Origin of the sequence: Escherichia sp. E2748 (genome assembly GCF_005781125.1) — a bacterium.
Lineage (GTDB): Bacteria > Pseudomonadota > Gammaproteobacteria > Enterobacterales > Enterobacteriaceae > Escherichia.
The window spans coordinates 102,901-126,155 of the sequence record NZ_VATP01000005.1; the positions used below are offsets into that span (position 1 = coordinate 102,901).

Sequence of the window (23,255 nt, forward strand, 5' to 3'; positions counted from 1 at the left end):
CCTAATCCAGCCGACGTTTGGTTTTCAGCCATGTCAGGCCGATAAACATCACCGCCGAAGCGATCAAAAACAGCACGTTCACCACCAGCACCACTGGAATATTCCCAGCGAGGAACAGGCTTTGCAGGGTGCTGACGAAATAACGTGCGGGGATAATGTACGTCACCGCGCGGATCACCGCGGGCATACTGTCTATCTGAAATATAAAGCCGGAAAGCATAATCGACGGCAGGAACGCGGCGTTCAGGGCGACCTGAGCGGCGTTGAACTGGTTGCGGGTAATCGTTGAAATCAGCAGCCCCATCCCCAGGGTACTGAGTAAAAACAGGCTGGAGATAAAAAACAGAATCAGCAGCGACCCGCGATACGGCACGCCGAGAATAAACACTGACACCAGCATACACAGCAACATCGCCAGCATACCGAGGAAGTAATAAGGGATCAGCTTACACAGCAGCAGCTCCGTGCGGGTAATCTCCGTAGAGAGCAAAGCCTCCATGGTGCCGCGTTCCCATTCTCGCGCCACCACCAACGAGGTGAGAATCGCGCCGATGACCGTCATGATAATGGTCACCGCACCGGGGATAATAAAGTGCTGGCTTATCGCCGCCGGGTTAAACCAGTAGCGGGTTTGTACATCAATAAGCGGTTCAAAAGTCTGCCCGTTATCCTCCGCTCGCTGCATTTGCCAGATCTGCCAGATCCCTTCGACATACCCTTGTACAAAGTTAGCGGTATTCGGCTCACTGCCGTCGGTGATCACCTGAATCGGTGCGGTGGCGTTGGCGCGCTCCATCTGTTCGGCGAAATCCACCGGAATCACCACCAGACCACGAATTTTTCCCGCCTGCATTTTGGCGATCAGTTCCTGACGGTTATCGCTGATGGTGGCGTCGATGTAGGGCGAACCGGTCATGGTGTGGGTGAAATCCAGCGCCGCTTCGCTACGCTGTTCCAGTAAAATTCCGACGCGCAGCTTGCTGGAGTCGAGGTTAATGCCGTATCCAAAAATAAACAGCAGTAGCAGTGGGATCACTACCGCAATCAGCCAGCTACTCGGATCGCGAACGATCTGCCGCGTCTCTTTGACGCACAGCGCCCGCACGCGACGCCAGGAAAGGATCGGATTACTCATTGCCATGCTCCTTATCCCAGTCGTGGATCAGCTGAATAAAGGCTTGCTCCATAGTGGGATCGGGTTGCTCATTATTAGCCGACTGTGCTTTCAAATCGTCCGGCGTGCCGCTGGCGATTAATTTTCCACGGTACACCAGGCCGATGCGGTCGCAATATTCCGCTTCATCCATAAAGTGCGTGGTGACCATCACCGTGACGCCTTTCTCTACCATGCTGTTGATGTGCAGCCAAAATTCACGGCGGGTGAGGGGATCAACGCCGGAAGTCGGTTCGTCGAGAAACAGAATGTCCGGTTCATGCATCAGCGAACAGGCCAGTGCCAGCCGCTGTTTAAAACCTAATGGCAGTTCATCGGTGGCATGTGAGGCGATACTTTTCAGGCCAAATGCCTCGCTCATACGGGAGATTTTTTCGTTCTGCGCCCGACCGCGTAAGCCATAAACACCAGAAAAAAAGCGTAAATTCTGTTCGACCGTCAGGTTGCCGTAGAGCGAAAACTTTTGCGCCATATAGCCGAGATGCTGGCGCGCTTTACCGGAACTCTCTTTCAGATCCATCCCCAGTACCAGCGCCTGGCCAGAGGTCGGCACCAGCAAACCGCACATCATCTTAAAGGTGGTTGATTTACCCGCGCCGTTTGGCCCGAGCAAACCAAAAATCTCCCCACGTTTAACGGCAAAGTTGACGTGATCGGTGGCGGCAAAATCACCAAATTTCTTGGTCAGTTCTTTCGCTTCGATCACCGTCTCGCCAGGTGTGCCTTCCACCGTATGTAATATTGCACCCAGCGGCGATTCCGAGGTTCCGGCACCGCCCAGCAAGTCAATAAACGCATCTTCAAAGCGGGGCGTGGTTGGGTTGATGTCGATTTCCGGCATCCCGTCGGCATGGCGAATATCGTCTGGCGTGGCCTCTTTTTTGAGGATCAGGCGTACCGATTTCCCCTGAATCATGCCGTCGCTGACCGGTGGCAGTTTCAAGGCGCGTTGTAGCAGTTTGCGGTTGCCCTCGTGCGGGCTGGTCATCAGAAAGCTGCGTCCGGCCATGGTTTGCGTCAGGGCCGTCGGTTCTCCCTGATACAGCAGCTCGCCTTCGTTCATCAGTAACACGTCACGGCACTGTTCGGCTTCGTCGAGATACGAGGTGCTCCAGAGAATTAACATTCCTTCGCCTGCCAGCTCATGCACCATCTGCCACAGTTCGCGCCGTGAGATAGGGTCAACGCCGACGCCGGGCTCATCGAGCAGCAACACTTTCGGTTCGCCCACCAGGGTACAGGCCAGGCCGAGTTTTTGCTTCATCCCGCCGGAGAGCTTGCCCGCCAGCCGTCCGGTAAACGGGCCAAGAGACGTAAACTCCAGCAGGCGAGCAAAAGTCTGTTTACGTGCTTCACCGGTGACGCTGCGCAAATCCGCGTACAGATTGAGGTTCTCCATCACCGTCAGATCTTCATACAGACCGAATTTCTGCGGCATATAGCCGAGCACGGCGTGCAGCGCAGCGTCGTTTTTGATCGGATCAAAGCCAATCACCGTGGCGCTGCCGCTGTCGGGTTTCAGTAATCCCGCCAGCATCCGCATCAGCGTGGTTTTGCCCGCACCGTCCGGCCCCACCAGCCCCGTCACATAACCGGCATGAATGGTACAATCGAGCGGCGCGACGGCGGGCTTTTCCATGCCCGGAAAGCGTTTTTCCAGGCCGTTCAGCGTGATAACGGCATCATTCATGTCCTGCCTCGTTACCGAATTGTACCGTCACCGGCATTCCCTGGCGTAACGCATCATCGGCGTCGGTCACCACAATACGCAGGCGATAGACGAGGTCGGTACGCAGATCCGGCGTTTCGACGGTTTTCGGCGTAAATTCAGCGGTTGGCGAGACAAAGCCAATTTGTCCGTGATAGGGCTTATTCGGGCGACCATCGGTATAAAGCAGCACTTTGCGACCTGGCTGGGCCTGGTCGAGATTACGTTCGTCAACATAGGCACGTACCCACACCGGACGCGTTAGTGAAACGGTAAACACTGTGCCACCTTCATTGAGCACCGTGCCAGGCTCTACCGCGCGGGTTAACAGCGTGCCATCAGAGGGGGCTACCAGCGTTGAGTCCTGTAAATTCAGTTCCGCCTGCGCCAGTTGCGCCTGCGCCTGTTCGAGGCTGGCTTTCGCCTGGGCGATGTCCTGTTCACGGTTACCGGAACGGTACTGACGCAATTTATCCTGTGCTGATTTCAGCGTGGCTTGCGCCTGGTCGCGCGAGGAGCGGGCATTTTCCAGGTCGTTTGCCGAAATGGTGCGGCTTTTCCACAATCCTTGCTGACGGGCATAGAAGTTCTGCGCATAGTCATAAGCGGCCTGTGCCTGTTTTACAGCGGCGGCAGCCTGAGCGATTTCTTCATCGCGATAGCCGGCAAGCATCAGATCATATTGTGCCTGCGCCACCGAAACGCCAGCCTTCGCTTGCATCAGCGCAATCTCATATGGCTTGTGATCCAGCTCGCCCAGCACCTGACCCGCTTTGATCGCATCACCTTCGTCCACCGCCAGCGATTCAACGCGACCACCGACACGGAAGCTCAGATTTACGGTGCGAATATCCACATTGCCATACAGCGTCAGGCCGTTATCCTGGCGACTTTGATACCACCAGTAGCCTCCGGCAATCACGGCGGCAAGTACCACTACCGCCAGTCCAATCACGACAGGTTTTTTCATCACTACAAACTCCTTTGCGATAATCCTTGCAAAATCAGGTCGATATGACAGGTTACCGTCTGGTTAATCAGTTCGGTCTTTTCTTCATCGAACGCGGTCCAGCCGGTACGTAACAGAATCGTTTCTTTGCCGAGACGAAACGCCAGAATCTCACCAATCAACGCATGGGTATGAAGGATCATGCGGGTGTCATTGGCGTCGCAGCCGGTCCAGGCGGCAATCAGGCGTGTCAGGTGGCTGTGTAGCGGGCTAATCACCTGTTCATGCACCAGATGGTAGGCCGCCGTGGGAGAGAGCTGTTCACGGGAGATAAACTTGCTGAGGTTGACGGTGTCATCCTGGGTGAGCAGTTGGATCATGTTCCTGCAGGCGCGAAGGATCAGTTCGCGGATAGCGGCGCGATCCGGCTGTGGTTGTGCGAACAAGCGTTCGGCTTCCTCGGCGTGCGGACGGAACTGCTCGCCAATAAAATCGGCAATCCACTGGGCGCAGGCGAGGTACAAATCTTCTTTCGAACCGAAGTAATAGGTAATGGCAGCGATATTCTGCCCGGCCTGGGCGGCGATATCGCGGGTGGTGGCGTTCATTCCATACTCACCAAACTGTGCCAGTGCCGCAGCAATCAGCTGTTTTTTCGCCTGTTCACCTTTGGTTGTCATGGCAGGACTATTCATAGCACAGCCCATTCTTAATCAAATGATTGATTAAGATTATGACTCATTTTTAGCGTTGTCCAGTATGGCCAGGAATTTTAGCAACGCCAGTCACAGGGATAATTTATGCGCTGCGTCACAAAAACTGCTACACTCCGCTCCCTCATGACATTGTGGTTTTTGTCATTTTCCTTTTCAGTATCTCCCTGAAAACTACACCGGTAACGGTCGGGGCGGTTCGGAGTAGTTATGTCTTTCGATTCTTTGGGTTTAAGCCCTGATATCCTGCGCGCCGTTGCCGAGCAAGGTTACCGTGAACCCACCCCTATTCAGCAGCAGGCGATCCCTGCGGTGCTGGAAGGCCGCGACCTGATGGCCAGTGCCCAGACCGGCACGGGCAAAACAGCGGGCTTTACGTTGCCGCTACTACAACACCTGATTTCCCGCGAGCCGCACGCCAAAGGGCGTCGTCCGGTTCGTGCGCTCATTCTTACCCCGACCCGTGAACTGGCGGCGCAGATTGGCGAAAACGTCCGTGATTACAGCAAATACCTGAACATTCGTTCGCTGGTGGTGTTTGGTGGTGTGAGCATTAACCCGCAGATGATGAAACTGCGTGGCGGCGTTGATGTGCTGGTGGCAACGCCGGGGCGTTTGCTGGACCTGGAACATCAGAATGCGGTGAAGCTGGACCAGATAGAAATCCTCGTCCTCGATGAAGCTGACCGCATGCTCGACATGGGCTTTATCCACGATATTCGTCGCGTGTTAACAAAACTGCCAGCGAAGCGCCAGAACCTGCTGTTCTCCGCCACTTTCTCTGACGACATTAAAGCGCTGGCAGAAAAGCTGCTACACAACCCGCTGGAAATCGAAGTGGCACGCCGCAATACCGCGTCTGATCAGGTGACCCAGCACGTTCACTTTGTCGATAAGAAACGCAAACGCGAATTGCTGTCGCATATGATTGGTAAAGGGAACTGGCAGCAGGTGCTGGTGTTTACCCGTACCAAACATGGCGCTAACCATTTGGCGGAACAGCTCAATAAAGATGGCATCCGTAGTGCGGCGATCCACGGTAATAAATCGCAAGGTGCGCGTACTCGTGCGCTGGCCGATTTTAAATCGGGCGATATTCGTGTACTGGTGGCAACTGACATCGCTGCACGCGGTCTGGATATCGAAGAGTTGCCGCACGTCGTCAACTATGAACTGCCAAACGTACCGGAAGATTATGTCCACCGTATCGGGCGTACCGGTCGCGCGGCAGCTACTGGTGAAGCGTTGTCGCTGGTATGTGTTGATGAACACAAACTGCTGCGTGATATCGAAAAACTGCTGAAAAAAGAGATCCCGCGCATTGCGATTCCGGGCTATGAGCCGGACCCGTCAATCAAAGCGGAACCAATCCAGAATGGTCGCCAGCAACGTGGTGGCGGCGGTCGTGGGCAGGGCGGTGGTCGCGGTCAACAGCAACCACGCCGCGCTGAAGGTGGTGCGAAGTCTGGTAATGCGAAGCCCGCAGAAAAACCGTCTCGTCGCCTCGGCGATGCCAAACCGGCTGGTGAGCAACAACGTCGTCGCCGTCCGCGTAAACCTGCCGCTGCGCAGTAATCTTTTATGCCGGGCTATGCCCGGCATCTTCGCAACAAGTCTCTTTCTACCGCAATTATATCCTGGGCAATTTACGATCAAGGTGCTGCAACTTATTATTAATTGCGCTATCTTTAATTATAAATTGCATGCCGTATACAAAGAGGTTAGCGCATTATGGCACCAGAAACGATCGATCACTCAACCTTACATAAACTGGTTGAATCTGGCGTAGTGGATGCAGCACACGTTATTGGCACCCAGGGCGGTTGGTCGTTGACCGTGAAATACGGCCACACTGAACGGCCTCTTGCAGCACAACGCAGTCGGCAAATTCGCTTGTTTAAACGGCTGGAAACGGTTGTCAACTACCTGAAAGATGTTGGTATTGCCCGGTTTGAGGTCGACGCCTCTAATTACGACCCGGACGGTCAGAAGAAAACGACCCGACCTGACAGGGCAGAGGCATTAAAACGAGCTCATGAAGCTGCCGCGTATGATGCCTGGTTTCGTGAACAGGTGCAGGCCGCCATTGACGATCCACGCCCGGCGCTCTCTCATGAAGAGGCCAAAAGTCTATTTGCTGCCCGTAAAAAAGCCTTGTTGAAGGGGGATTAATGCGTCTGGAATGGAAGCCAATGTCCCTGTCTGACAGGGAGAAAATCATGGAATACATCAGTAAAGATAATCCACAAGCGGCAATTGCCCTGGATAATCAATTTGAAGCCATTGCGGAACAGGCCTGTGAACGCCCGGATATGTACCGGGCCGGACGAGTCGCTGGTACACATGAAGCCGTTGTCAGGCCGCATTATGTGCTTATCTATCAAGTGGAGGGCGATACGCTCTCGGTATTGCGTGTTTTACATACCGCCCTGCAATGGCCGCCAGCGCAATAAGCCTGCGTGCATTGTCTTTTACTACGCAATGATGCTTCTTCTGCTGCGGGAAAATCTCACCTCTAGTAAACGTTATTGCGAGCCGCTTTCCAGAAACAGAAAAACCATTACCCCTGAAAACCGAAAAATGCCACAATATTGGCTGTTTATACAGTATTTCAGGTTTTCTCATGGCATTAACCGCCGCGCTTAAAGCGCAAATCGCCGCCTGGTATAAGGCGCTTCAGGAACAGATCCCCGACTTTATTCCCCGTGCGCCGCAGCGGCAGATGATTGCGGACGTCGCCAAAACGCTGGCCGGAGAAGAAGGGCGCCATCTGGCGATTGAAGCGCCCACCGGCGTTGGGAAAACACTCTCCTATTTGATCCCCGGCATCGCCATTGCCCGCGAAGAGCAAAAAACGCTGGTGGTGAGTACCGCCAACGTAGCGTTGCAGGATCAGATCTACAGCAAAGATTTACCGCTGCTGAAAAAGATCATTCCCGATCTTAAATTCACTGCCGCTTTTGGGCGTGGGCGCTACGTTTGCCCGCGTAATCTGACGGCGCTCGCCAGCACTGAACCCACGCAACAGGATCTGCTGGCGTTTCTTGACGACGAACTGACGCCAAATAATCAGGAAGAGCAAAAACGTTGTGCGAAGCTGAAGGGCGATCTCGACACTTATAAATGGGACGGTCTGCGCGATCATACTGATATCGCTATAGATGACGATCTCTGGCGTCGTTTGAGTACCGATAAGGCCAGTTGCCTTAACCGCAACTGTTATTACTATCGCGAATGCCCGTTTTTTGTTGCCCGTCGGGAGATTCAGGAAGCGGAAGTGGTGGTGGCAAACCATGCGCTGGTGATGGCGGCGATGGAAAGCGAAGCCGTATTACCTGACCCGGAAAATCTGCTGCTGGTGCTGGACGAAGGTCATCACCTGCCGGATGTGGCGCGAGATGCGCTGGAGATGAGCGCCGAAATCACCGCACCGTGGTATCGGCTACAGCTGGACTTGTTCACCAAACTGGTCGCCACCTGCATGGAACAGTTTCGCCCGAAGACGATCCCACCGCTGGCGATCCCCGAGCGTTTGAATGCGCATTGTGAAGAGTTGTATGAGCTTATCGCCTCGTTAAACAACATTCTCAATCTCTACATGCCTGCCGGGCAGGAGGCAGAGCACCGTTTTGCGATGGGCGAACTGCCAGATGAAGTGCTGGAGATCTGCCAGCGGCTGGCAAAACTCACCGAGATGCTGCGTGGCCTGGCGGAGTTATTTCTTAACGATTTAAGTGAGAAAACCGGCAGCCATGACATTGTACGTCTGCATCGGTTGATTTTGCAGATGAACCGCGCGTTGGGGATGTTCGAGGCGCAAAGCAAACTCTGGCGGCTGGCGTCTCTGGCGCAATCTTCCGGTGCGCCGGTGACCAAATGGGCGACGCGGGAAGAGCGCGAAGGGCAGCTACACCTCTGGTTTCACTGCGTGGGAATACGTGTTAGCGATCAGCTGGAAAGGCTGCTGTGGCGCAGCATTCCGCACATTATTGTCACCTCCGCGACCTTGCGATCGCTGAACAGTTTTTCGCGTTTGCAGGAGATGAGCGGGCTGAAAGAGAAAGCGGGCGACCGCTTTGTGGCGCTGGATTCTCCCTTCAACCACTGCGAACAGGGCAAAATTGTTATTCCTCGGATGCGCTTTGAGCCTTCCATTGACAACGAAGAACAGCACATTGCTGAAATGGCGGCGTTCTTCCGTGAGCAGGTGGAGAGCAAAAAACATCTCGGTATGTTGGTACTGTTTGCCAGCGGGCGTGCGATGCAGCGGTTTCTCGACTATGTGACGGATTTACGGTTGATGTTGCTGGTGCAGGGCGATCAGCCGCGTTACCGTTTAGTTGAACTGCATCGCAAACGCGTCGCCAACGGTGAGCGCAGCGTACTGGTGGGTTTACAGTCTTTTGCCGAAGGGCTGGATTTGAAAGGCGATCTTCTCAGCCAGGTGCATATCCACAAAATCGCTTTTCCGCCTATTGACAGCCCGGTGGTGATCACCGAAGGAGAATGGCTGAAAAGCCTCAACCGCTATCCGTTTGAGGTGCAAAGCCTGCCGAGCGCCTCGTTTAACCTGATCCAGCAGGTTGGGCGTTTGATCCGAAGCCACGGCTGCTGGGGGGAAGTGGTGATTTACGATAAACGCTTGCTGACCAAAAACTATGGCAAGCGACTACTGGATGCATTACCGGTATTTCCGATTGAGCAACCGGAAGTCCCTGAAGGTATAGTTAAAAAGAAAGAAAAAGCGAAATCCCCACGCCGTCGGCGGCGTTAATGATGTGAGTCAGGTAAGGAGTCGTAAATGGACTATCGCAAAATCATTAAAGAGATCGGGCGCGGGAAAAACCACGCGCGCGATTTAGACCGGGATACTGCGTGCGGTCTGTATGCCCATATGCTCAACGGTGAAGTCCCTGACCTCGAGCTGGGCGGCGTATTGATTGCGCTGCGTATCAAAGGGGAAGGGGAAGCAGAGATGCTCGGCTTTTACGAAGCCATGCAAAATCACACCATCAAGCTGACGCCGCCTACCGGCAAGCCGATGCCCATTGTCATCCCCAGTTACAACGGTGCGCGTAAACAGGCCAACCTGACGCCGTTGCTGGCACTTCTGCTACACAAACTCGGTTTTCCTGTGGTGGTTCACGGGGTTAGCGAAGATCCAACCCGCGTGCTGACAGAAACCATTTTCGAACTGATGGGTATTACGTCAACGTTGCACGGCGGGCAGGCGCAGGCGAAGCTCGACGAACATCAACCGGTGTTTATGCCTGTAGGCGCGTTTTGCCCGCCGCTGGAAAAACAACTGGCGATGCGCTGGCGGATGGGCGTGCGTAACAGTGCGCATACCCTGGCGAAACTGGCGACGCCATTTGCCGAAGGTGAGGCGCTACGTCTTTCCAGCGTTTCGCATCCGGAATATATCGGGCGAGTCGCAAAATTCTTTAGCGATATTGGCGGACGAGCGCTGTTAATGCATGGCACCGAAGGTGAAGTTTATGCTAATCCGCAACGCTGCCCGCAAATCAATTTGATCGACCGTGAAGGGATGCGGGTGCTGTATGAAAAACAGGACACTGCTGGCAACGAGCTACTGCCACAAGCCAAAGACCCGGAAACCACGGCGCAGTGGATTGAACGTTGCCTGGCTGGCAGCGAACCGATTCCCGAGTCGCTGAAAATCCAGATGGCTTGCTGCCTGCTGGCGGCGGGTGAAGTGGCAACCGTTAACGACGGTCTGGCGCGCGTTAAACAATCATTTTAAGTTCTCCCCCAGCCGGATGATCACTGTCATCCGGTCTTTACTCCCCAGCAAAATCAAAGTGCAGCATCTTGATTGACCTTCCCGTGTGCGGCGCGCAGCATAAAAAAGCAACAGGCATATAACATAAAAGGAGTTAACCATGGAAAGTGGTCGTCGCTTTGATGCCCAGACGCTGCACAACTTTATCCTGGCTGTGTTTCGTCAGATGGGTAGCGAGGAACAGGAAGCAAAACTAATAGCAGATCATTTAATTGCGGCAAATCTGGCAGGACATGATTCACATGGTATTGGCATGATCCCGAACTATGTGCGTTCCTGGCAGCAGGGTTATTTGCAACTCAACCATCACGCTAAAATTGTCAAAGATGCGGGGGCAATGGTCACGCTTGATGGCGATCGTGCATGCGGTCAGGTAGCTGCATATGAGGCAATGGCGCTGGGGATTGAAAAAGCACGCCAGCACGGCATTGCCGCCATAGCGCTGAGTAACTCACATCATATCGGGCGTATCGGTTATTGGGCGGAACAGTGCGCGGCGGCGGGATTCGTCTCTATCCACTTTGTCAGTGTGGTCGGGAGTAAGGCTGTTGCGCCGTTCCGTGGCCGGGACAGTCGCTTAGGCACAAATCCGTTTTGCGTCGTCTTTCCTCGAAAAGATGGTTTCCCGCTGCTGCTTGATTACGCGACCAGCACCATTGCGTTTGGTAAAACGCGTGTCGCCTGGCATAAAGGCGTACCCGTGCCGCCAGGTTGCCTGATTGATGCTAACGGTGTGCCAACGACCAATCCGGCGGTAATGCAGGAGCCACCGTTGGGAGCGTTGCTGAGTTTTGCTGAACATAAAGGTTATGCTCTGGCGGTGATGTGCGAAATTCTTGGTGGTGCGCTTTCTGGCGGTAAAACTACCCATCAGGACACATTGCAGAGTAGCCCCGATGCCGGTTTTAACTGTATGACCACTATTATCGTTAATCCGGAGTTGTTTGGTACGACGGAATGCACAGCGCAAACAGAAGCCTTTACCCAGTGGGTGAAAGCCTCGCCGCATGATGAAGATAAACCGATTTTGCTGCCGGGCGAGTGGGAAGTGAATATGCGCCGTGAGCGGCAGGAGTTTGGGATCCCGCTGGATGCCGGGAGCTGGCAGGCCATTTGCGATGCAGCGCGACAGGTTGGTATGCCAGAAGAGACGTTGCAGGCTTTCTGCTAACAATTAGCCAGCTAAAAAAAGCCCGTCCAGTGTCGGACGGGCAAACAAGGGTAACATAGGATCAATGAGGGTTAGAGCATATGCGTCTGTCGGCAAACAGACAGGGAAATACTTTTGCTGGATGTAGCGTAAACGTCATATCCAACCAACGGTTCGGATTTTGTAGGCCTGATAAGACGCGGTAGCGTCGCATCAGGCATCTGTTGTCGGATGCGGTGTAAACGCTTTATCCGGCCTACGAATTACTTATAGATAACCGCGGTACCGCTTAATTTATTGTTGTTGGTGGCGGAAGTAATGCTGTATCCACTAGCACCGGCTGCTGCCGCTTTCTCAGCCAGTTTCGCTTCCAGGGCATCGAGGGTGGATGCGCCATCGGCAGAAACTACGCCGATTTTGTTCATGCTCTGTGCCTGGGATGCCGTTACCGGTTCCGCGGCGAACACGCCAAATGACAGAGTTGAAAGAGCCATAGCAGCAACAACAGTATTGATAGTTTTCATAATTAATCTCTCGCAGGTGATTTTTGTTTAAGTGACGTTGTTTCGTCGATGTGATGAGTATCACGTTTTTTTTCGAGAGATAAAATCGAAGAGAATTGACCGCCTTGTTCAAATAAATTGATTGATATCTAACATATTGATAAACCATTTATTTGTTGTACTTATGGACCCGTTTTATATCGCGTGGCAGTCACGGTAGCGTTAAAGGCACGGAATGCCACGCAAAATACAAATTATACTCGCTATGCATCGCGCCAGTTGCAGTTAACGTAACTGGCTGTCTTTCGAACCTCTGCGATTATATCCTGTATAAGCTGGTTTTTGTAAATCTTTCTCCTGCTGACAATGAATGCATAAGCGCACGCCAGGAATGGCTTCCCGACGGGCCTGCGGGATGGGGGCGCCACACTCTTCACATTCATACAGGCTTTCGCCACGCGGAATTTCATCCCGAGCGCGAGCAATCGCATCTTCAATTGTACTGTTGATCTGTTCGTTGACGGCGTCATCGTTAGCCCAACCGGATGCCATATCGTCCCCCCCATATCAATGCTTGTACAGTTAAGTATAGCTAATATAGGGACGAACTCGGGCAGTTCAAGCGTCAGATCTCCGACCATTCCCGCAGCAGATTATGATAAAGATTGAGCAGCGACAGGATCTCTTCACTTTCGCCATAGCGGCTTTTCAGCGACTGAATATTGTTGTCCAGTTCAAACAGCATGGCGCGCTTTTTATCATCGCGGATCATCGACTGGATCCACATAAATGATGCCACTCGCACGCCGCGGGTTACGGGTGTCACGCAGTGCAGGCTGCTGGAGGGGTACAACACCAGATCGCCAGCCGGGAGTTTTACCCGATGTTGTCCGAAGGTGTCATTAACGACCAGTTCGCCGCCGTCGTAGCTTTGTGGATCGCTCAAAAACAGCGTGGCAGAAAGGTCAGTGCGCATCCAGCCGTTTTGTGGATGGCTGCGTACTGCGCCATCCACATGAAAACCATAAGTTTCATTGTTCTGATAGCGATTAAACAGCGGTGTGGAAAGGGTACGCGGCAAGGCAGCGGCAAAGAACAAAGCATGTTGGTTAACCGCGTTCAGCACCTCATTTTGCAGTGCGGCGTACAGGGCGCTGCGGGTGTCCACTTGCTGATTGCTCTTAACTTGTGCGCCTTGTGCACCGGTGGTGACGCGTCCATCAACCCATTCGGCTTGTTCCAGTTGTTCGCGAAACCGGGCGACGTCCTGTGGCGATAGCACGCCAGGAATGTGGTACATCATACAAGTTCTCCAAAAAGTGGGGCCTGCGCCCCACATCTGAATCAGAAATGCATATTGGCTGTGAGCAAGAAGGTTCTTGGCTCGCCCGGGTGATAACGGTAGCCGCTCTTGTTGATTGAGGCGACGTAATCGGTATCAAACAGGTTGTAGACGTTTAGCTGGAAGTCGAGATTGCGATTAACCCGATACCCCAGTTTGGCATCGGCGACCCAGTAACCTTCTGTAAATGCTGGCGTTCCCACCGCGCCGTCTGAACCTTTATGCATACTGCCGATGTAACGCGCGCCCGCGCCAACGGAAATATCATCGGTTGCCTGATATTGGCTCCATAAGGTAAAGGCGTGCTCCGGCGTATATGGCAGTGATGATGAACCATCCTGAGCCACGTCCGCGCCATTTTTAATGGTCGCTTTTTGCTGGGTATATCCGCCAATCACCTGCCACGCGGGCGTGATATTCCCGGCCACGGATATCTCATAGCCTTCGACGCGTTTCTTACCGTATTGCGAGTAAGTCCCGTCATCGTTTTGCTCAACTTCATTTTCGATATCAGTACGGAACAGCGCGGCGGTAAGCAACAGGCGTTTATCCAGCACCTGCCATTTGGTGCCAATCTCACTGGTGTTGGCTTTTTGCGGTTTAAAGTCGGTGCGGCTGGCGCTGTTACCGCTGCCAGACTGCGCAAGGGCGAAGTTGTTGCCGCCTGGCGGCTGCTGGGAAACGGCATAGTTAATATAGACATTGCCGTTTTCCGTCAGGTGATACAGCGCCCCGGCTTTCCAGTTCACCAGATTGCCCGACTTGGCAGTGTCGATGGTGGTGACCGGAGAACCGTTTGCCACGCCAGCAGGGCAGGTGACTGCGCCGCGTCCACTGCCGCCGCAGGCGGTGGCACTGTCATATTCAGTATGATAATTATCCAGACGGATCCCGCCGTTCAGCTCAAAATCACGGGTGATTTGCAGCGTATCGAAGGCATAAATTGCGAAGGTATCCGTCTGACCATTGGCGTTTGCGCCGTTGCGCGTCAGGCCGCCGGGATGAATGCTGCTGTCAGGATGATAAATATTCACCGCCGGTAACGTCACCGGATTAACGCCGTAGTTAGTCTGCGTTTCACGGGTAAATTCCACGCCAGTACTGACATCATGACCGACAGAGCCGGTATAAAATGTGGTAGTCAGGTTGGTCTGGTTGGTGAGAATTTTATTACTCACATCTTTGGTGTTCGCCGTACGTGACCAGGTCCAGGTATTCACATCGCTGGTGGGCTGGGTAATATTCGACGCCCCGCCCATAATCGCCGTCATCAGGTAATCCTGCTTCACGCGCGACCAACGAGTCGTATTGCGAATGGTGGTGTTATCGTTGATGTCGTGCTCAAAACGCATGGTGGCGGTATCGGTGGTCGAATCGTCGTAATCGGAATCCGTGCCATAAAAGTTATGCGTATCTACTTTTCCGGAATGATTCAGTGCCGCTGTTCCCGCAGATGGGGCGGAATAGCCCGGCAAACCGATGGTCGGAATGCCGCCGTCTGGCGTGTTGTGCTGGGTGACATGCAGATAATTAAGATACAAACGATTCGCTGTGCCAAGGCCAAAAGCGACAGAAGGGGCGACGCCGTAACGCTCATTTTTGACTTTGTCGCGTCCGGCATCGTGCGTTTTTTCGCCCATCACATTCAGACGCACCGCGGAGGTATCGCCAATCACCTGATTGACGTCCAGCGTGCCGCGGCGGAACCAGGCGCTGCCAATACTGGCGGAGGCGTCAATGCCGGAATCATTGCGCGGCTGCTTGCTGATCATATTGATCGAGCCCGTCGGCGCGCTGCGCCCGTAGTCGGTGCCGGACGGCCCTTTAATCACTTCGACCTGCTCGGTATTGAAGGTGTCGCGCGAGACGCTGCCGATATCGCGAATGCCATCAATATAAATACTGTTAGAGGTATCGGCACCGCGCATATAAATGGCGTCGCCAGTGGTGGAGTTACCGTTCTCACCAGCAAAAAATGCGCCTACGCCGGGGACGTTTTTGAGTGCGTCGGTAAGGTTAGTCGCGCCCTGATCTTTAATCACCTGTTCGGAAATCACCGTCATCGTGCGGGTCGTATCCGCTACCGGACGCGAGAATTTCGGATCGGCAGATTGTTGTGGCGCATAAAGAGAAGGCGTTGATGCTTCGACAACCAGCGTGTCATCCGCGTTAGTTTGCCCTTCGGCGGCGAGTGCCTGTGCCACAGGCGTGATGCCAATACAAAGACCGGCAAAGAACGTGAGCGAATGAAATTGTCTGGCAGGGAAATTGCGATTGTTTTCCATTTAGCAGGTGACTTTTCTTATATGTTTAAGTTTTCACTGTCACGAGAAAGCATCTCTGCGGATGCGATGCCACTGTTAATCCCGTAATAGTATTTGTGAAAGTGATAATAATTTTGATAAGCATTATCACTTGGCGCGATTTTCTATCACCCATTGCGCGAAAAAGAAATACATTTATTTACATTGTGTTCATATTTGATGTTTTTTGATTACAAAACAAACGAAAACTGCATCCAGAGGCGAATGCAGTTACGTTGGTGGGGTTATTTGTAGATGGTTGCAGTACCGAACATCTGGTCATTTCCGCCTGCGGAATTAATGACATAACCTTTCGCGCCTTGTTCGCGCGCTTTTTCTGCCAGTTTATCCTCCAGATCGCTTAGGTTTGATGCGCCAGTTGCCGAAACGGTACCGGCGGGCCGTAGCTGACCGCTGTCCTGGTTACTCAGAGGCTGCGCGGCATAAGCCGTGAAGGTGATTCCGCTCAGGACGGTGGCAATCAGTAGTGCGAGGCACTTTTTCATAATGACATCCTCAGAAATACAACGAGTAGTGCCTGATAAGTGTAGGTCGCCTGTGCGATGCAAATGACGCAAAAAATTGACAGAGATGTGCTTGTTTTTTGAACGATATGTTTTTACAAAATAAGACAAATCAATGACATACATGATGCTGATTTTTATGGTGAATTGCCATAAACCATAGTCATGTTAAGGTCTTTCGAGATGATAAACGCAGCCAGATATTTACCCTGTCGCGTTATGCGGGTATCTTACGCCGCTGCTTAAAGGAGAATGCTATGTCCGCCCAGAAACCGGGGTTGCATCCGCGCAACCGTCATCACAGCCGCTACGATCTCGCCACGCTTTGTCAGGTCAATCCTGAACTTAAGCAATTCCTCACGCTTACACCCGCCGGGGAGCAAAGCGTAGACTTTGCCAATCCACTGGCGGTGAAGGCGCTCAATAAGGCGTTGCTGGCCCATTTTTACGCCGTAGCGAACTGGGATATTCCGGACGGTTTTCTCTGCCCGCCAGTACCGGGCCGGGCGGATTATATTCATCACCTTGCCGATTTACTGGCTGAAGCAAGCGGAACAATTCCATCTAATGCCAGCATTCTGGATATCGGCGTTGGTGCGAACTGTATTTACCCGCTGATTGGCGTACATGAATATGGCTGGCGTTTTACCGGCAGCGAAACCAGCAGCCAGGCGTTAAGCAGTGCGCAGGCGATCATCAGTGCTAATCCGGGGCTTAACCGCGCCATTCGTCTGCGTCGGCAGAAAGAGAGCGGGGCGATTTTTAACGCTATCATCCACAAAAACGAGCAATACGACGCGACCTTGTGTAACCCGCCATTCCACGATTCCGCCGCTGCGGCACGGGCAGGTAGTGAGCGTAAACGCCGTAACCTGGGGCTGAACAAAGACGATGCACTGAACTTTGGTGGTCAGCAACAAGAGCTGTGGTGTGAAGGCGGTGAAGTCGCCTTTATCAAAAAGATGATTGAAGAGAGCAAAGGCTTCGCGAAGCAAGTGATGTGGTTTACCTCGCTGGTATCTCGTGGTGAAAACTTACCGCCGTTGTATCGTGCACTGACGGACGTGGGCGCGGTGAAGGTGGTAAAAAAAGAGATGGCCCAGGGGCAAAAGCAGAGTCGCTTTATTGCCTGGACCTTTATGAACGACGAGCAGCGTCGCCGTTTTGTCAATCGCCAGCGTTAAAGCGTTGGCTCCCCCGGTGGCAGCGGTTCTGCCGGAGCCGCGCCCGGAGCCGGCAGCACCTGATAAGTCTGCACTGGCGCGCGAACACCCGCCAGGTCGAAATGCTTTTTCACCTGGCTGTCGAGGGCAAAGCGTACCGTCCACTGTTTGAGTGGCAGCGTGGTGAACGACACACGCAGTGTAAACGCGGTATTGCTTAAGCCGACAATCCCGGCAAAGTTCGGTTCACCAATAACCAGCCCGCGAATTTCTTCGTTTTCCATCAGTTCCGTTACCGCATCTTTCAGCGCCTGATTGGCTTTATCAGTATCTTCATGGCGATCAACATCGTAATTTGCCACCACTGAACCAATGCCACGGACAAAGTTGGCAAAGGTGGTAATCGAAGACCACGGAATGATGTGATACGCCCCGGTATCCTGGCGCACGCCAACGGATCGAATCGACATTCGTTCCACCGTGCCCGTCAACGGCCCGATGGTCACTAAATCTCCGGTGTTCATACCGTTTTCAAACTGAATAAATACCCCGGTGATAATATCTTTCACCAGCGTTTGCGAACCGAAAGAGATAGCCAGCCCCAACGCCCCTGCACCTGCCAGCAGCGGCGCAATGTTGACGCCGATTTCCGACAACACAATCATGATGGTGATGGTACTGATGATCACTGCCAGCGCGTTACGAAACAGCGTCAGCAAGGTACGTGTGCGGGCGCTGGGCAGCGGGCGACCATGGATATCCGAGGCCAGTCGGTTTTCGATCAAACTGGCGAGCACCGTCCAGCCAACCGCTGAGAAGAAAAGAATGAGCGCGATACGGATCAGGATATCTACCGTTTTTTGCCCAGCACCGTTTTGCAGCCAGTTCCAGAAATCGAACAATCCCCATGCGCTCAACAGCAACATTACCGCCACGCAGACTGTCAGAATACGCGCCGTTTTCAGTGCCGCCGAAAGCCAGCCATTCAGCCGTTTTTGCAGCTCCGGATAGTTACGCTGAGTATGTGGCGAGAGGGTGATGGTTTTCGCCAGCCAGCGGGAAAACATACCGGAAACAAACGCTGCGATACCAATAATCGCCAGGCTGCGCACCGTCGCGCCCATCATAAATTTCAGGCTATTGCCCGGATCGAACAACGAAAAGAAAAACAGCACGATAAAATAGGCGCTTGCCAGCCAGTGCCAGACCAGCGCAAAGGCGCGGATAAACAGGCTGAAAAAGGTCAGCGAATGCTCCGCAAAGTTGAGCAAATGCTGGGTAATCTCTTTTTTATTACGAAAGATCAGGTACAGCGCCCAGATGGTCATGCACAGCATGATTGCCACGTTTGCCAGCGCGCCTGTCTGTACATTCACCTGATTAGAGATAATCGGCACTGCCACAATCAGGCCATAGCCTATCAAACTGCTTAACCAGCTCAGGCGGCGACTCCAGTAACGGGCGCTCTCATCCTGAATCGTGAACGGGCGCAGCTCCGCCACGTTTGGGCAAAAAATCAGGCGTAGTACGGCTTTGAAAAATTCAATCAGGGCAAAGGCGTTGAGAAACAAACTTTGTTGGAAAGCGATGGTGCGACTGCCCGCATTCAGGTTGTCGCTTAAAACCTGACCGACAAATAATGTCAGAGCCAGTAACAGCAGGTCGATAATAAACGCCCCGATAATCATTGCCGGAAGCTGCAACCAGTTACTGCGCTCACGATTTTTTTGCCGCGCCCACTGGCCCATTTTGCGATACAGCGGCAGTGCGCACAGGCGAATCAGCCAGTAAAAACCAAACACTAAAACCGCTAACATTGAAAAATGGGTCAGCGCATTGCTGAAGGTTTGTGGATTAAACGGCTTATGTGGGGAGCCGGTGATATTGCGATAAAGTTGCCCGAAGCGGGCGGAAAGGGCTTCACCATAATGGCGGCTGACTTCGGTGACCTTTTGCAGCACGGTTTGCTCTTCAACCAGCGTTGGCGGCACGATCTTCGGGACCGGTTCCGCAGGGGGCGTCGCGGCGACGGTGCGCAACTGGTCGATCAACTCTTTACGCGAGGTGTCATTATCCAGCACATCCGCCAGTGCGCCATAGGCCGCTTTTTTTTGTTCGATATCCGGTTCCGGGGCCGATTCAGTCGTTGAGTCCGTTGTCGTTGTGGTTGTAACGCCGGGTATGGATACCGCGTGGGCAGGTGCGCCCAGCAGGCAGAAGAGGATGAACAGGATCCACCGCATGACTCCTCCAGTGAGAAAACAGAGCAAAAAGATAAGTATAGATGCTGGGGGAGGGGTGATTTTAAATGAGAGGAATCTGGTGTGCCTCCCTTTCGGGTGAAAGGGAGGAAGGGATATTAAGCAGGTTGCTGACAACGTGCGGGCTTTTTTGCCGGATGCGGCGTGAACGCCTTATCCGTCCTACAAGTTCATGCAATTTTAATAAGTTGCCATATATCCTGTAGGTCTGATAAGCGTAGCGCATCAGGCAATGTGTCTTATTAAGAGACGTGCTGTAAAAATTCCTGCAAGCGCTGGCTCGGCGGATTTTTGATCAACGCCTGCGGATCGCCATCTTCCGCAATCCGGCCTTTGTCGATAAAGATCAGGCGCGAAGCTACTTTCTCGGCAAAACCGATTTCGTGGGTCACGATCACCATCGTCATGCCTTCTTCAGCCAGATCCTGCATAACCTTCAGCACTTCATGGCGCAGTTCCGGGTCAAGAGCGGAAGTCGGTTCATCAAACAACATCATTTTCGGTTTCACCGCCAGCGCGCGGGCAATCGCTACACGCTGCTGCTGACCACCAGAAAGTTCGGAAGGGTAGTGATGTGCACGTTCTGCCAGACCGACTTTCGCCAGCAGTTCACGTGCCAGTTTTTCCGCCTCTTCTTTGTTCGCGCCACGCACGCGTAGCGGGCCAAACATGACGTTTTCCAGCGCCGTCAGATGCGGGAAAAGGTAAAACTGCTGGAACACCATACCCGCTTCCTGGCGAATCAGGCGCTCGTCAACTTTCGGATCGTTAACCTTCAGGCCATCGACAATCAGATCGCCGGAGGTGATTTCTTCCAGTTTGTTGATGCAGCGCAGCAGGGTCGATTTACCGGAACCGGACGGCCCGATAATCACCACGACTTCGCCCTGGGCAATATTCAAATCGATATTGTGCAGCACCTGGGTTGGGCCAAAGTGCTTGGAGACGTTTTTAAATTCAATCACAGGATTTTCATCCTTCTTTCCAGACGACGCAGAATAAAGCTCAGCACCAGGGTAATAATCAGATAGAACACCGCCACGGCGCTCCAGATTTCAAGGGCGCGGAAGTTACCGGCAATAATTTCTTGCCCCTGACGGGTCAGTTCCGCCACGCCGATAACAATAAACAGCGATGTATCTTTAATGCTGATGATCCACTGGTTACCCAGCGGCGGCAGCATGCGGCGCAGTGCCAGCGGTAAAATCACGTAGCGAATGGTTTCCCAACGTGAAAGGCCGAGCGCCAGTCCTGCTTCACGAAAACCTTTGTGGATTGACAGCACCGCACCACGCGTGATTTCCGCAATGTACGCGCCGGAGTTGATCATGATGGTGACCACCGCCGCAGTAAACGGGTCGATGCGTAAGTCGTTAAACGCCATCGGCAGGGCGAAGTAGATAAACATCACCTGGACGACGATAGGTGTGCCGCGGATCACTTCAATAAAGACCAGCGCGACGTGGTTGGCTATCCAACCACCGAAGGTGCGTGCAAAACCTGCCGCCAGTCCGATAACCAGGCCGCCAGCCAGACCGAGGACCGAAATCCACAGGGTCATTTTGGCGCCTTCAATCAGAAGCGGAATGGCAGGCCAGATGGCACTCCAGTCAAACTGCATATGTTGTTCCTGTTACCGTGGTGTAAATACCCGAGCCAGAAGGCTGGCGGGGCGAAACGCTGGCCCGGTATGCAAAAGGCCACCGGGCCATAAATTAAAGGCAATCATTATTTCGGTTCAGTACCGAACCATTTTTTGTAGATTTCGTTGTATGTGCCGTTCTCGCGCAGGGTTTTCAACGCGCCGTTGATTTTGTCACGCAGCTCGTCGCTACCTTTCGGGAACGCAATACCGTATTGCTGTGCTTCCAGAGAGTCACCTACCGCTTTGAACTGACCGTTCCCGGCGGTTTTGATGAAGTACAGAATGTTTGGTGTGTCGTGCAGGACGGCGTCTGCGCGGTTGGTACCCAGTTCCATATAGGCGTTATCGATGTTCGGGAACTGACGCAGATCTTTGGTTTTGATGTTCGCTTTTGCGTAATCAACGGAGCCGGTGCCGCTTTTCACAGCAACCACTTTACCGTCGAGATCTTTCACGCTTTTCACATCGTTATTGTTGGCTTTCACCATCACTAACAGGCCGCTTTTGTAGTAGCCGTCAGAGAAATCGATCGCTTTTTTACGCTCGTCGGTAATGGTAATGCCCGCCAGCGCCAGATCGATGTTTTTGGTTTGCAGTGCTGGGATGATGCCGCTGAAATCCATTGGTTTCAGTTCGTAATCCAGCTTCAGTTCTTTGGCGATAGCAGCCCACAGATCCACATCAAAACCAACGTATTTGTCGCCCTGTTTAAATTCAAACGGAACGAAGGCGGTATCCGTCGCCACAACCAGTTTTTTATCCGCGGCATGAGAAGAAACCGCAAAAGCCAGGGTCAGTGCAGCCAGTGAAACTTTTAATACAGACTTCATAGCATTTCCTTTTTTCTATCCACGGGACGATCCCCTGCGTGACATTTACGTATATGAAAAAATCGTGCCAGTTTTACAACTCTTTGATTTTTATAGGAGCAGTTAAAACGGGTTGCACAATTTATGGGGCAACATCTCCGGTCTGCACCATATTGGGGCGCCAAAGTGGTGCGCAAAAATAGTGCACTCAACACATAGGTTATTTAGCGTAAATTATGATGAAAAAACAATCTTTATGTAACGATTGTGTGATGTTGTTGATACAAATATTTTACTTTGACAGGCGGGAAAGACGATGAGTTGCACTAAAAAAGTGCGTAGAGGCGGGCAGCAATACAAAACGGCTTCCTGCCAGGAAGCCGCCTTTATCGCTTACTTAAGTTCTGCACCATCTGCGATGGATTTATTCGATATTAGATTCGATAAACCACAAGAATTTATCCAGGTCGCGGGAAGCGGCGGTCAGGATATCTGCGGTGTCGTCATCTTTCGCTTCGCCAATCGCTTTGCGCACGTCGTTGGCAACAATCGCGTAACGGTCAGCTAGCTCTTTCAGGTGATCCTGAACGCTGTGGATGTCCAGCGGGTAGCTTTTCAGCGGGGTTTTGCTGTTAATAACTTGAGTGGTACCAAGGGCAACGCCGCCTAGCTGCACCGCGCGCTCTGCCATAGTATCCAGGTGATCGGTCAGTGCGGTACGGAAACCATCCAGCATCTCATGTACGGCAATGAAGTTAGCGCCGCGCATGTTCCAGTGCGCTTGTTTGGTAATCAAAGAGAGATCAATAAACTGGATAACCTGGCGATTCAGCAACTCAACTGTCGCTTTCTTCTCGCTGTCAGAGACATCGTTGCGGGTATAAAGCAGATTTGTCGCTTTTGCTTTAACTAATTTAGCGGTACTCATAATTTCATATCCTCTTGATGTTGTGTCCCAGTAATTAACGAAACTAAGTATAGCACCACCCTGGTGTTCCGCTATTCTGGCTGTCCCTATCACACTAATAGCGGTAACAAGCGTGAAAAATAAAAACCATATAAATTCACATAGTTATGTATATTGCTGGAGGCGATTCTTATTTTCTTTTTTACGCGAGCTATTCAGAGAGAATAGGTTTTAGGATAACAAGATATATAAAAAGGGTAGGGATGAAGAGTCGTGTAATATTCTGCATGGTTATGCATAA

At 52.7% G+C, this 23,255-nt stretch carries 21 protein-coding genes; 7 read left to right on the forward strand and 14 right to left on the reverse strand.

The window, feature by feature from the left end; translation table 11 throughout:
• Position 1: 1 nt before the first annotated feature.
• From FEK42_RS08310 to cecR, 4 genes are read right to left on the reverse strand one after another with little or no spacing between them, the layout of a single operon-like run.
• Positions 2–1,135, reverse strand: coding sequence for an ABC transporter permease (locus FEK42_RS08310; protein ID WP_000070131.1), 1,134 nt, complete (start codon positions 1,133–1,135; stop codon positions 2–4).
• On the reverse strand, positions 1,128–2,864 hold the full coding sequence (locus tag FEK42_RS08315) for an ATP-binding cassette domain-containing protein (protein ID WP_135492056.1): 1,737 nt from the start codon (positions 2,862–2,864) through the stop codon (positions 1,128–1,130). Before FEK42_RS08315 ends, FEK42_RS08310 begins: the two co-directional genes overlap by 8 nt.
• Positions 2,857–3,852 (reverse strand): secretion protein HlyD, encoded by a 996-nt coding sequence (hlyD, locus tag FEK42_RS08320; RefSeq protein ID WP_130205709.1) that lies wholly within the window; start codon positions 3,850–3,852, stop codon positions 2,857–2,859. Before hlyD ends, FEK42_RS08315 begins: the two co-directional genes overlap by 8 nt.
• A gap of 2 nt (positions 3,853–3,854) precedes the next feature.
• Positions 3,855–4,526, reverse strand: a complete 672-nt coding sequence (cecR, locus tag FEK42_RS08325; protein ID WP_024191852.1) for a DNA-binding transcriptional regulator CecR — start codon at positions 4,524–4,526, stop codon at positions 3,855–3,857.
• A gap of 228 nt (positions 4,527–4,754) precedes the next feature.
• Between cecR and rhlE the strand changes: the two genes are divergently transcribed.
• The 6 genes from rhlE to FEK42_RS08355 all read left to right on the forward strand — a co-directional run bounded on the left by rhlE (position 4,755) and on the right by FEK42_RS08355 (position 11,518).
• A complete protein-coding gene (rhlE, locus tag FEK42_RS08330; RefSeq protein WP_130205115.1) occupies positions 4,755–6,119 on the forward strand; it encodes an ATP-dependent RNA helicase RhlE in 1,365 nt (454 codons plus the stop codon).
• A gap of 156 nt (positions 6,120–6,275) precedes the next feature.
• A complete protein-coding gene (locus tag FEK42_RS08335; RefSeq protein WP_001522657.1) occupies positions 6,276–6,716 on the forward strand; it encodes a hypothetical protein in 441 nt (146 codons plus the stop codon).
• Positions 6,716–6,997 carry a type II toxin-antitoxin system RelE/ParE family toxin gene (locus tag FEK42_RS08340; RefSeq protein WP_135492057.1) on the forward strand — a complete coding sequence of 94 codons (282 nt, stop codon included), beginning with the start codon at positions 6,716–6,718 and terminating at the stop codon, positions 6,995–6,997. Before FEK42_RS08335 ends, FEK42_RS08340 begins: the two co-directional genes overlap by 1 nt.
• 170 nt (positions 6,998–7,167) lie before the next feature.
• Complete coding sequence (gene dinG, locus FEK42_RS08345) at positions 7,168–9,318, forward strand: ATP-dependent DNA helicase DinG (RefSeq protein ID WP_135492058.1); 2,151 nt, start codon at positions 7,168–7,170, stop codon at positions 9,316–9,318.
• A gap of 27 nt (positions 9,319–9,345) precedes the next feature.
• Positions 9,346–10,308: a DNA-binding protein YbiB gene (ybiB, locus tag FEK42_RS08350; RefSeq protein ID WP_135492059.1), complete on the forward strand. Its 963-nt coding sequence runs from the start codon at positions 9,346–9,348 to the stop codon at positions 10,306–10,308.
• Between the two features lie 139 nt (positions 10,309–10,447).
• Positions 10,448–11,518, forward strand: coding sequence for a malate/lactate/ureidoglycolate dehydrogenase (locus tag FEK42_RS08355; RefSeq protein WP_135492060.1), 1,071 nt, complete (start codon positions 10,448–10,450; stop codon positions 11,516–11,518).
• 242 nt (positions 11,519–11,760) lie between these two features.
• On the opposite strand, the gene ybiJ is transcribed toward FEK42_RS08355, so the two are convergent.
• From ybiJ to mcbA, 5 genes are all read right to left on the reverse strand, one after another.
• Complete coding sequence (gene ybiJ, locus FEK42_RS08360; protein ID WP_000849307.1) at positions 11,761–12,021, reverse strand: DUF1471 family protein YbiJ; 261 nt, start codon at positions 12,019–12,021, stop codon at positions 11,761–11,763.
• A 264-nt stretch (positions 12,022–12,285) separates the two neighbouring features.
• On the reverse strand, positions 12,286–12,552 hold the full coding sequence (gene ybiI, locus FEK42_RS08365; protein ID WP_130259772.1) for a C4-type zinc finger protein YbiI: 267 nt from the start codon (positions 12,550–12,552) through the stop codon (positions 12,286–12,288).
• A 73-nt stretch (positions 12,553–12,625) separates the two neighbouring features.
• Entirely contained in the window at positions 12,626–13,303 is a 678-nt protein-coding gene (gene ybiX / locus FEK42_RS08370; protein WP_130205129.1) for a PKHD-type hydroxylase YbiX, read from the reverse strand.
• A gap of 41 nt (positions 13,304–13,344) precedes the next feature.
• Positions 13,345–15,627: a catecholate siderophore receptor Fiu gene (locus FEK42_RS08375; RefSeq protein WP_135491055.1), complete on the reverse strand. Its 2,283-nt coding sequence runs from the start codon at positions 15,625–15,627 to the stop codon at positions 13,345–13,347.
• Between the two features lie 263 nt (positions 15,628–15,890).
• A complete protein-coding gene (gene mcbA, locus FEK42_RS08380; RefSeq protein WP_010347475.1) occupies positions 15,891–16,151 on the reverse strand; it encodes a DUF1471 family periplasmic protein McbA in 261 nt (86 codons plus the stop codon).
• A 275-nt stretch (positions 16,152–16,426) separates the two neighbouring features.
• On the opposite strand from mcbA, the gene rlmF reads away from it, so the two are divergent.
• A complete protein-coding gene (rlmF, locus tag FEK42_RS08385; protein ID WP_167852515.1) occupies positions 16,427–17,353 on the forward strand; it encodes a 23S rRNA (adenine(1618)-N(6))-methyltransferase RlmF in 927 nt (308 codons plus the stop codon).
• Here rlmF and ybiO read toward each other — a convergent pair.
• The 5 genes from ybiO to dps all read right to left on the reverse strand — a co-directional run bounded on the left by ybiO (position 17,350) and on the right by dps (position 22,975).
• Positions 17,350–19,575 (reverse strand): mechanosensitive channel protein, encoded by a 2,226-nt coding sequence (gene ybiO / locus FEK42_RS08390; RefSeq protein ID WP_135492062.1) that lies wholly within the window; start codon positions 19,573–19,575, stop codon positions 17,350–17,352. The two genes, rlmF and ybiO, sit on opposite strands and share 4 nt — an antisense overlap.
• Positions 19,576–19,835: 260 nt before the next feature.
• Positions 19,836–20,558 (reverse strand): glutamine ABC transporter ATP-binding protein GlnQ, encoded by a 723-nt coding sequence (gene glnQ / locus FEK42_RS08395; protein ID WP_032302757.1) that lies wholly within the window; start codon positions 20,556–20,558, stop codon positions 19,836–19,838.
• The gene (glnP, locus tag FEK42_RS08400; protein ID WP_061090926.1) at positions 20,555–21,214 is read right to left on the reverse strand and encodes a glutamine ABC transporter permease GlnP; all 660 of its coding nucleotides are present in this window, start codon (positions 21,212–21,214) and stop codon (positions 20,555–20,557) included. Before glnP ends, glnQ begins: the two co-directional genes overlap by 4 nt.
• Positions 21,215–21,321: 107 nt before the next feature.
• Entirely contained in the window at positions 21,322–22,068 is a 747-nt protein-coding gene (gene glnH, locus FEK42_RS08405) for a glutamine ABC transporter substrate-binding protein GlnH (RefSeq protein WP_130205139.1), read from the reverse strand.
• A 403-nt stretch (positions 22,069–22,471) separates the two neighbouring features.
• The gene (dps, locus tag FEK42_RS08415; protein WP_064530112.1) at positions 22,472–22,975 is read right to left on the reverse strand and encodes a DNA starvation/stationary phase protection protein Dps; all 504 of its coding nucleotides are present in this window, start codon (positions 22,973–22,975) and stop codon (positions 22,472–22,474) included.
• Between the last annotated feature and the right edge of the window lie 280 nt (positions 22,976–23,255).

Bases quoted from the DNA above. Each gene is read 5' to 3' on its own strand.
- dinG (WP_135492058.1), top strand. From the start codon at position 7,168: ATGGCATTAACCGCCGCGCTTAAAGCGCAAATCGCCGCCTGGTATAAG.
- glnH (WP_130205139.1), bottom strand. From the start codon at position 22,068: ATGAAGTCTGTATTAAAAGTTTCACTGGCTGCACTGACCCTGGCTTTT.
- rhlE (WP_130205115.1), top strand. From the start codon at position 4,755: ATGTCTTTCGATTCTTTGGGTTTAAGCCCTGATATCCTGCGCGCCGTT.
- FEK42_RS08335 (WP_001522657.1), top strand. From the start codon at position 6,276: ATGGCACCAGAAACGATCGATCACTCAACCTTACATAAACTGGTTGAA.
- ybiO (WP_135492062.1), bottom strand. From the start codon at position 19,575: ATGCGGTGGATCCTGTTCATCCTCTTCTGCCTGCTGGGCGCACCTGCC.
- rlmF (WP_167852515.1), top strand. From the start codon at position 16,427: ATGTCCGCCCAGAAACCGGGGTTGCATCCGCGCAACCGTCATCACAGC.
- ybiB (WP_135492059.1), top strand. From the start codon at position 9,346: ATGGACTATCGCAAAATCATTAAAGAGATCGGGCGCGGGAAAAACCAC.
- FEK42_RS08340 (WP_135492057.1), top strand. From the start codon at position 6,716: ATGCGTCTGGAATGGAAGCCAATGTCCCTGTCTGACAGGGAGAAAATC.
- ybiI (WP_130259772.1), bottom strand. From the start codon at position 12,552: ATGGCATCCGGTTGGGCTAACGATGACGCCGTCAACGAACAGATCAAC.
- hlyD (WP_130205709.1), bottom strand. From the start codon at position 3,852: ATGAAAAAACCTGTCGTGATTGGACTGGCGGTAGTGGTACTTGCCGCC.
- FEK42_RS08355 (WP_135492060.1), top strand. From the start codon at position 10,448: ATGGAAAGTGGTCGTCGCTTTGATGCCCAGACGCTGCACAACTTTATC.
- ybiX (WP_130205129.1), bottom strand. From the start codon at position 13,303: ATGATGTACCACATTCCTGGCGTGCTATCGCCACAGGACGTCGCCCGG.
- FEK42_RS08315 (WP_135492056.1), bottom strand. From the start codon at position 2,864: ATGAATGATGCCGTTATCACGCTGAACGGCCTGGAAAAACGCTTTCCG.
- ybiJ (WP_000849307.1), bottom strand. From the start codon at position 12,021: ATGAAAACTATCAATACTGTTGTTGCTGCTATGGCTCTTTCAACTCTG.
- dps (WP_064530112.1), bottom strand. From the start codon at position 22,975: ATGAGTACCGCTAAATTAGTTAAAGCAAAAGCGACAAATCTGCTTTAT.
- glnP (WP_061090926.1), bottom strand. From the start codon at position 21,214: ATGCAGTTTGACTGGAGTGCCATCTGGCCTGCCATTCCGCTTCTGATT.
- mcbA (WP_010347475.1), bottom strand. From the start codon at position 16,151: ATGAAAAAGTGCCTCGCACTACTGATTGCCACCGTCCTGAGCGGAATC.
- cecR (WP_024191852.1), bottom strand. From the start codon at position 4,526: ATGAATAGTCCTGCCATGACAACCAAAGGTGAACAGGCGAAAAAACAG.
- FEK42_RS08310 (WP_000070131.1), bottom strand. From the start codon at position 1,135: ATGAGTAATCCGATCCTTTCCTGGCGTCGCGTGCGGGCGCTGTGCGTC.
- FEK42_RS08375 (WP_135491055.1), bottom strand. From the start codon at position 15,627: ATGGAAAACAATCGCAATTTCCCTGCCAGACAATTTCATTCGCTCACG.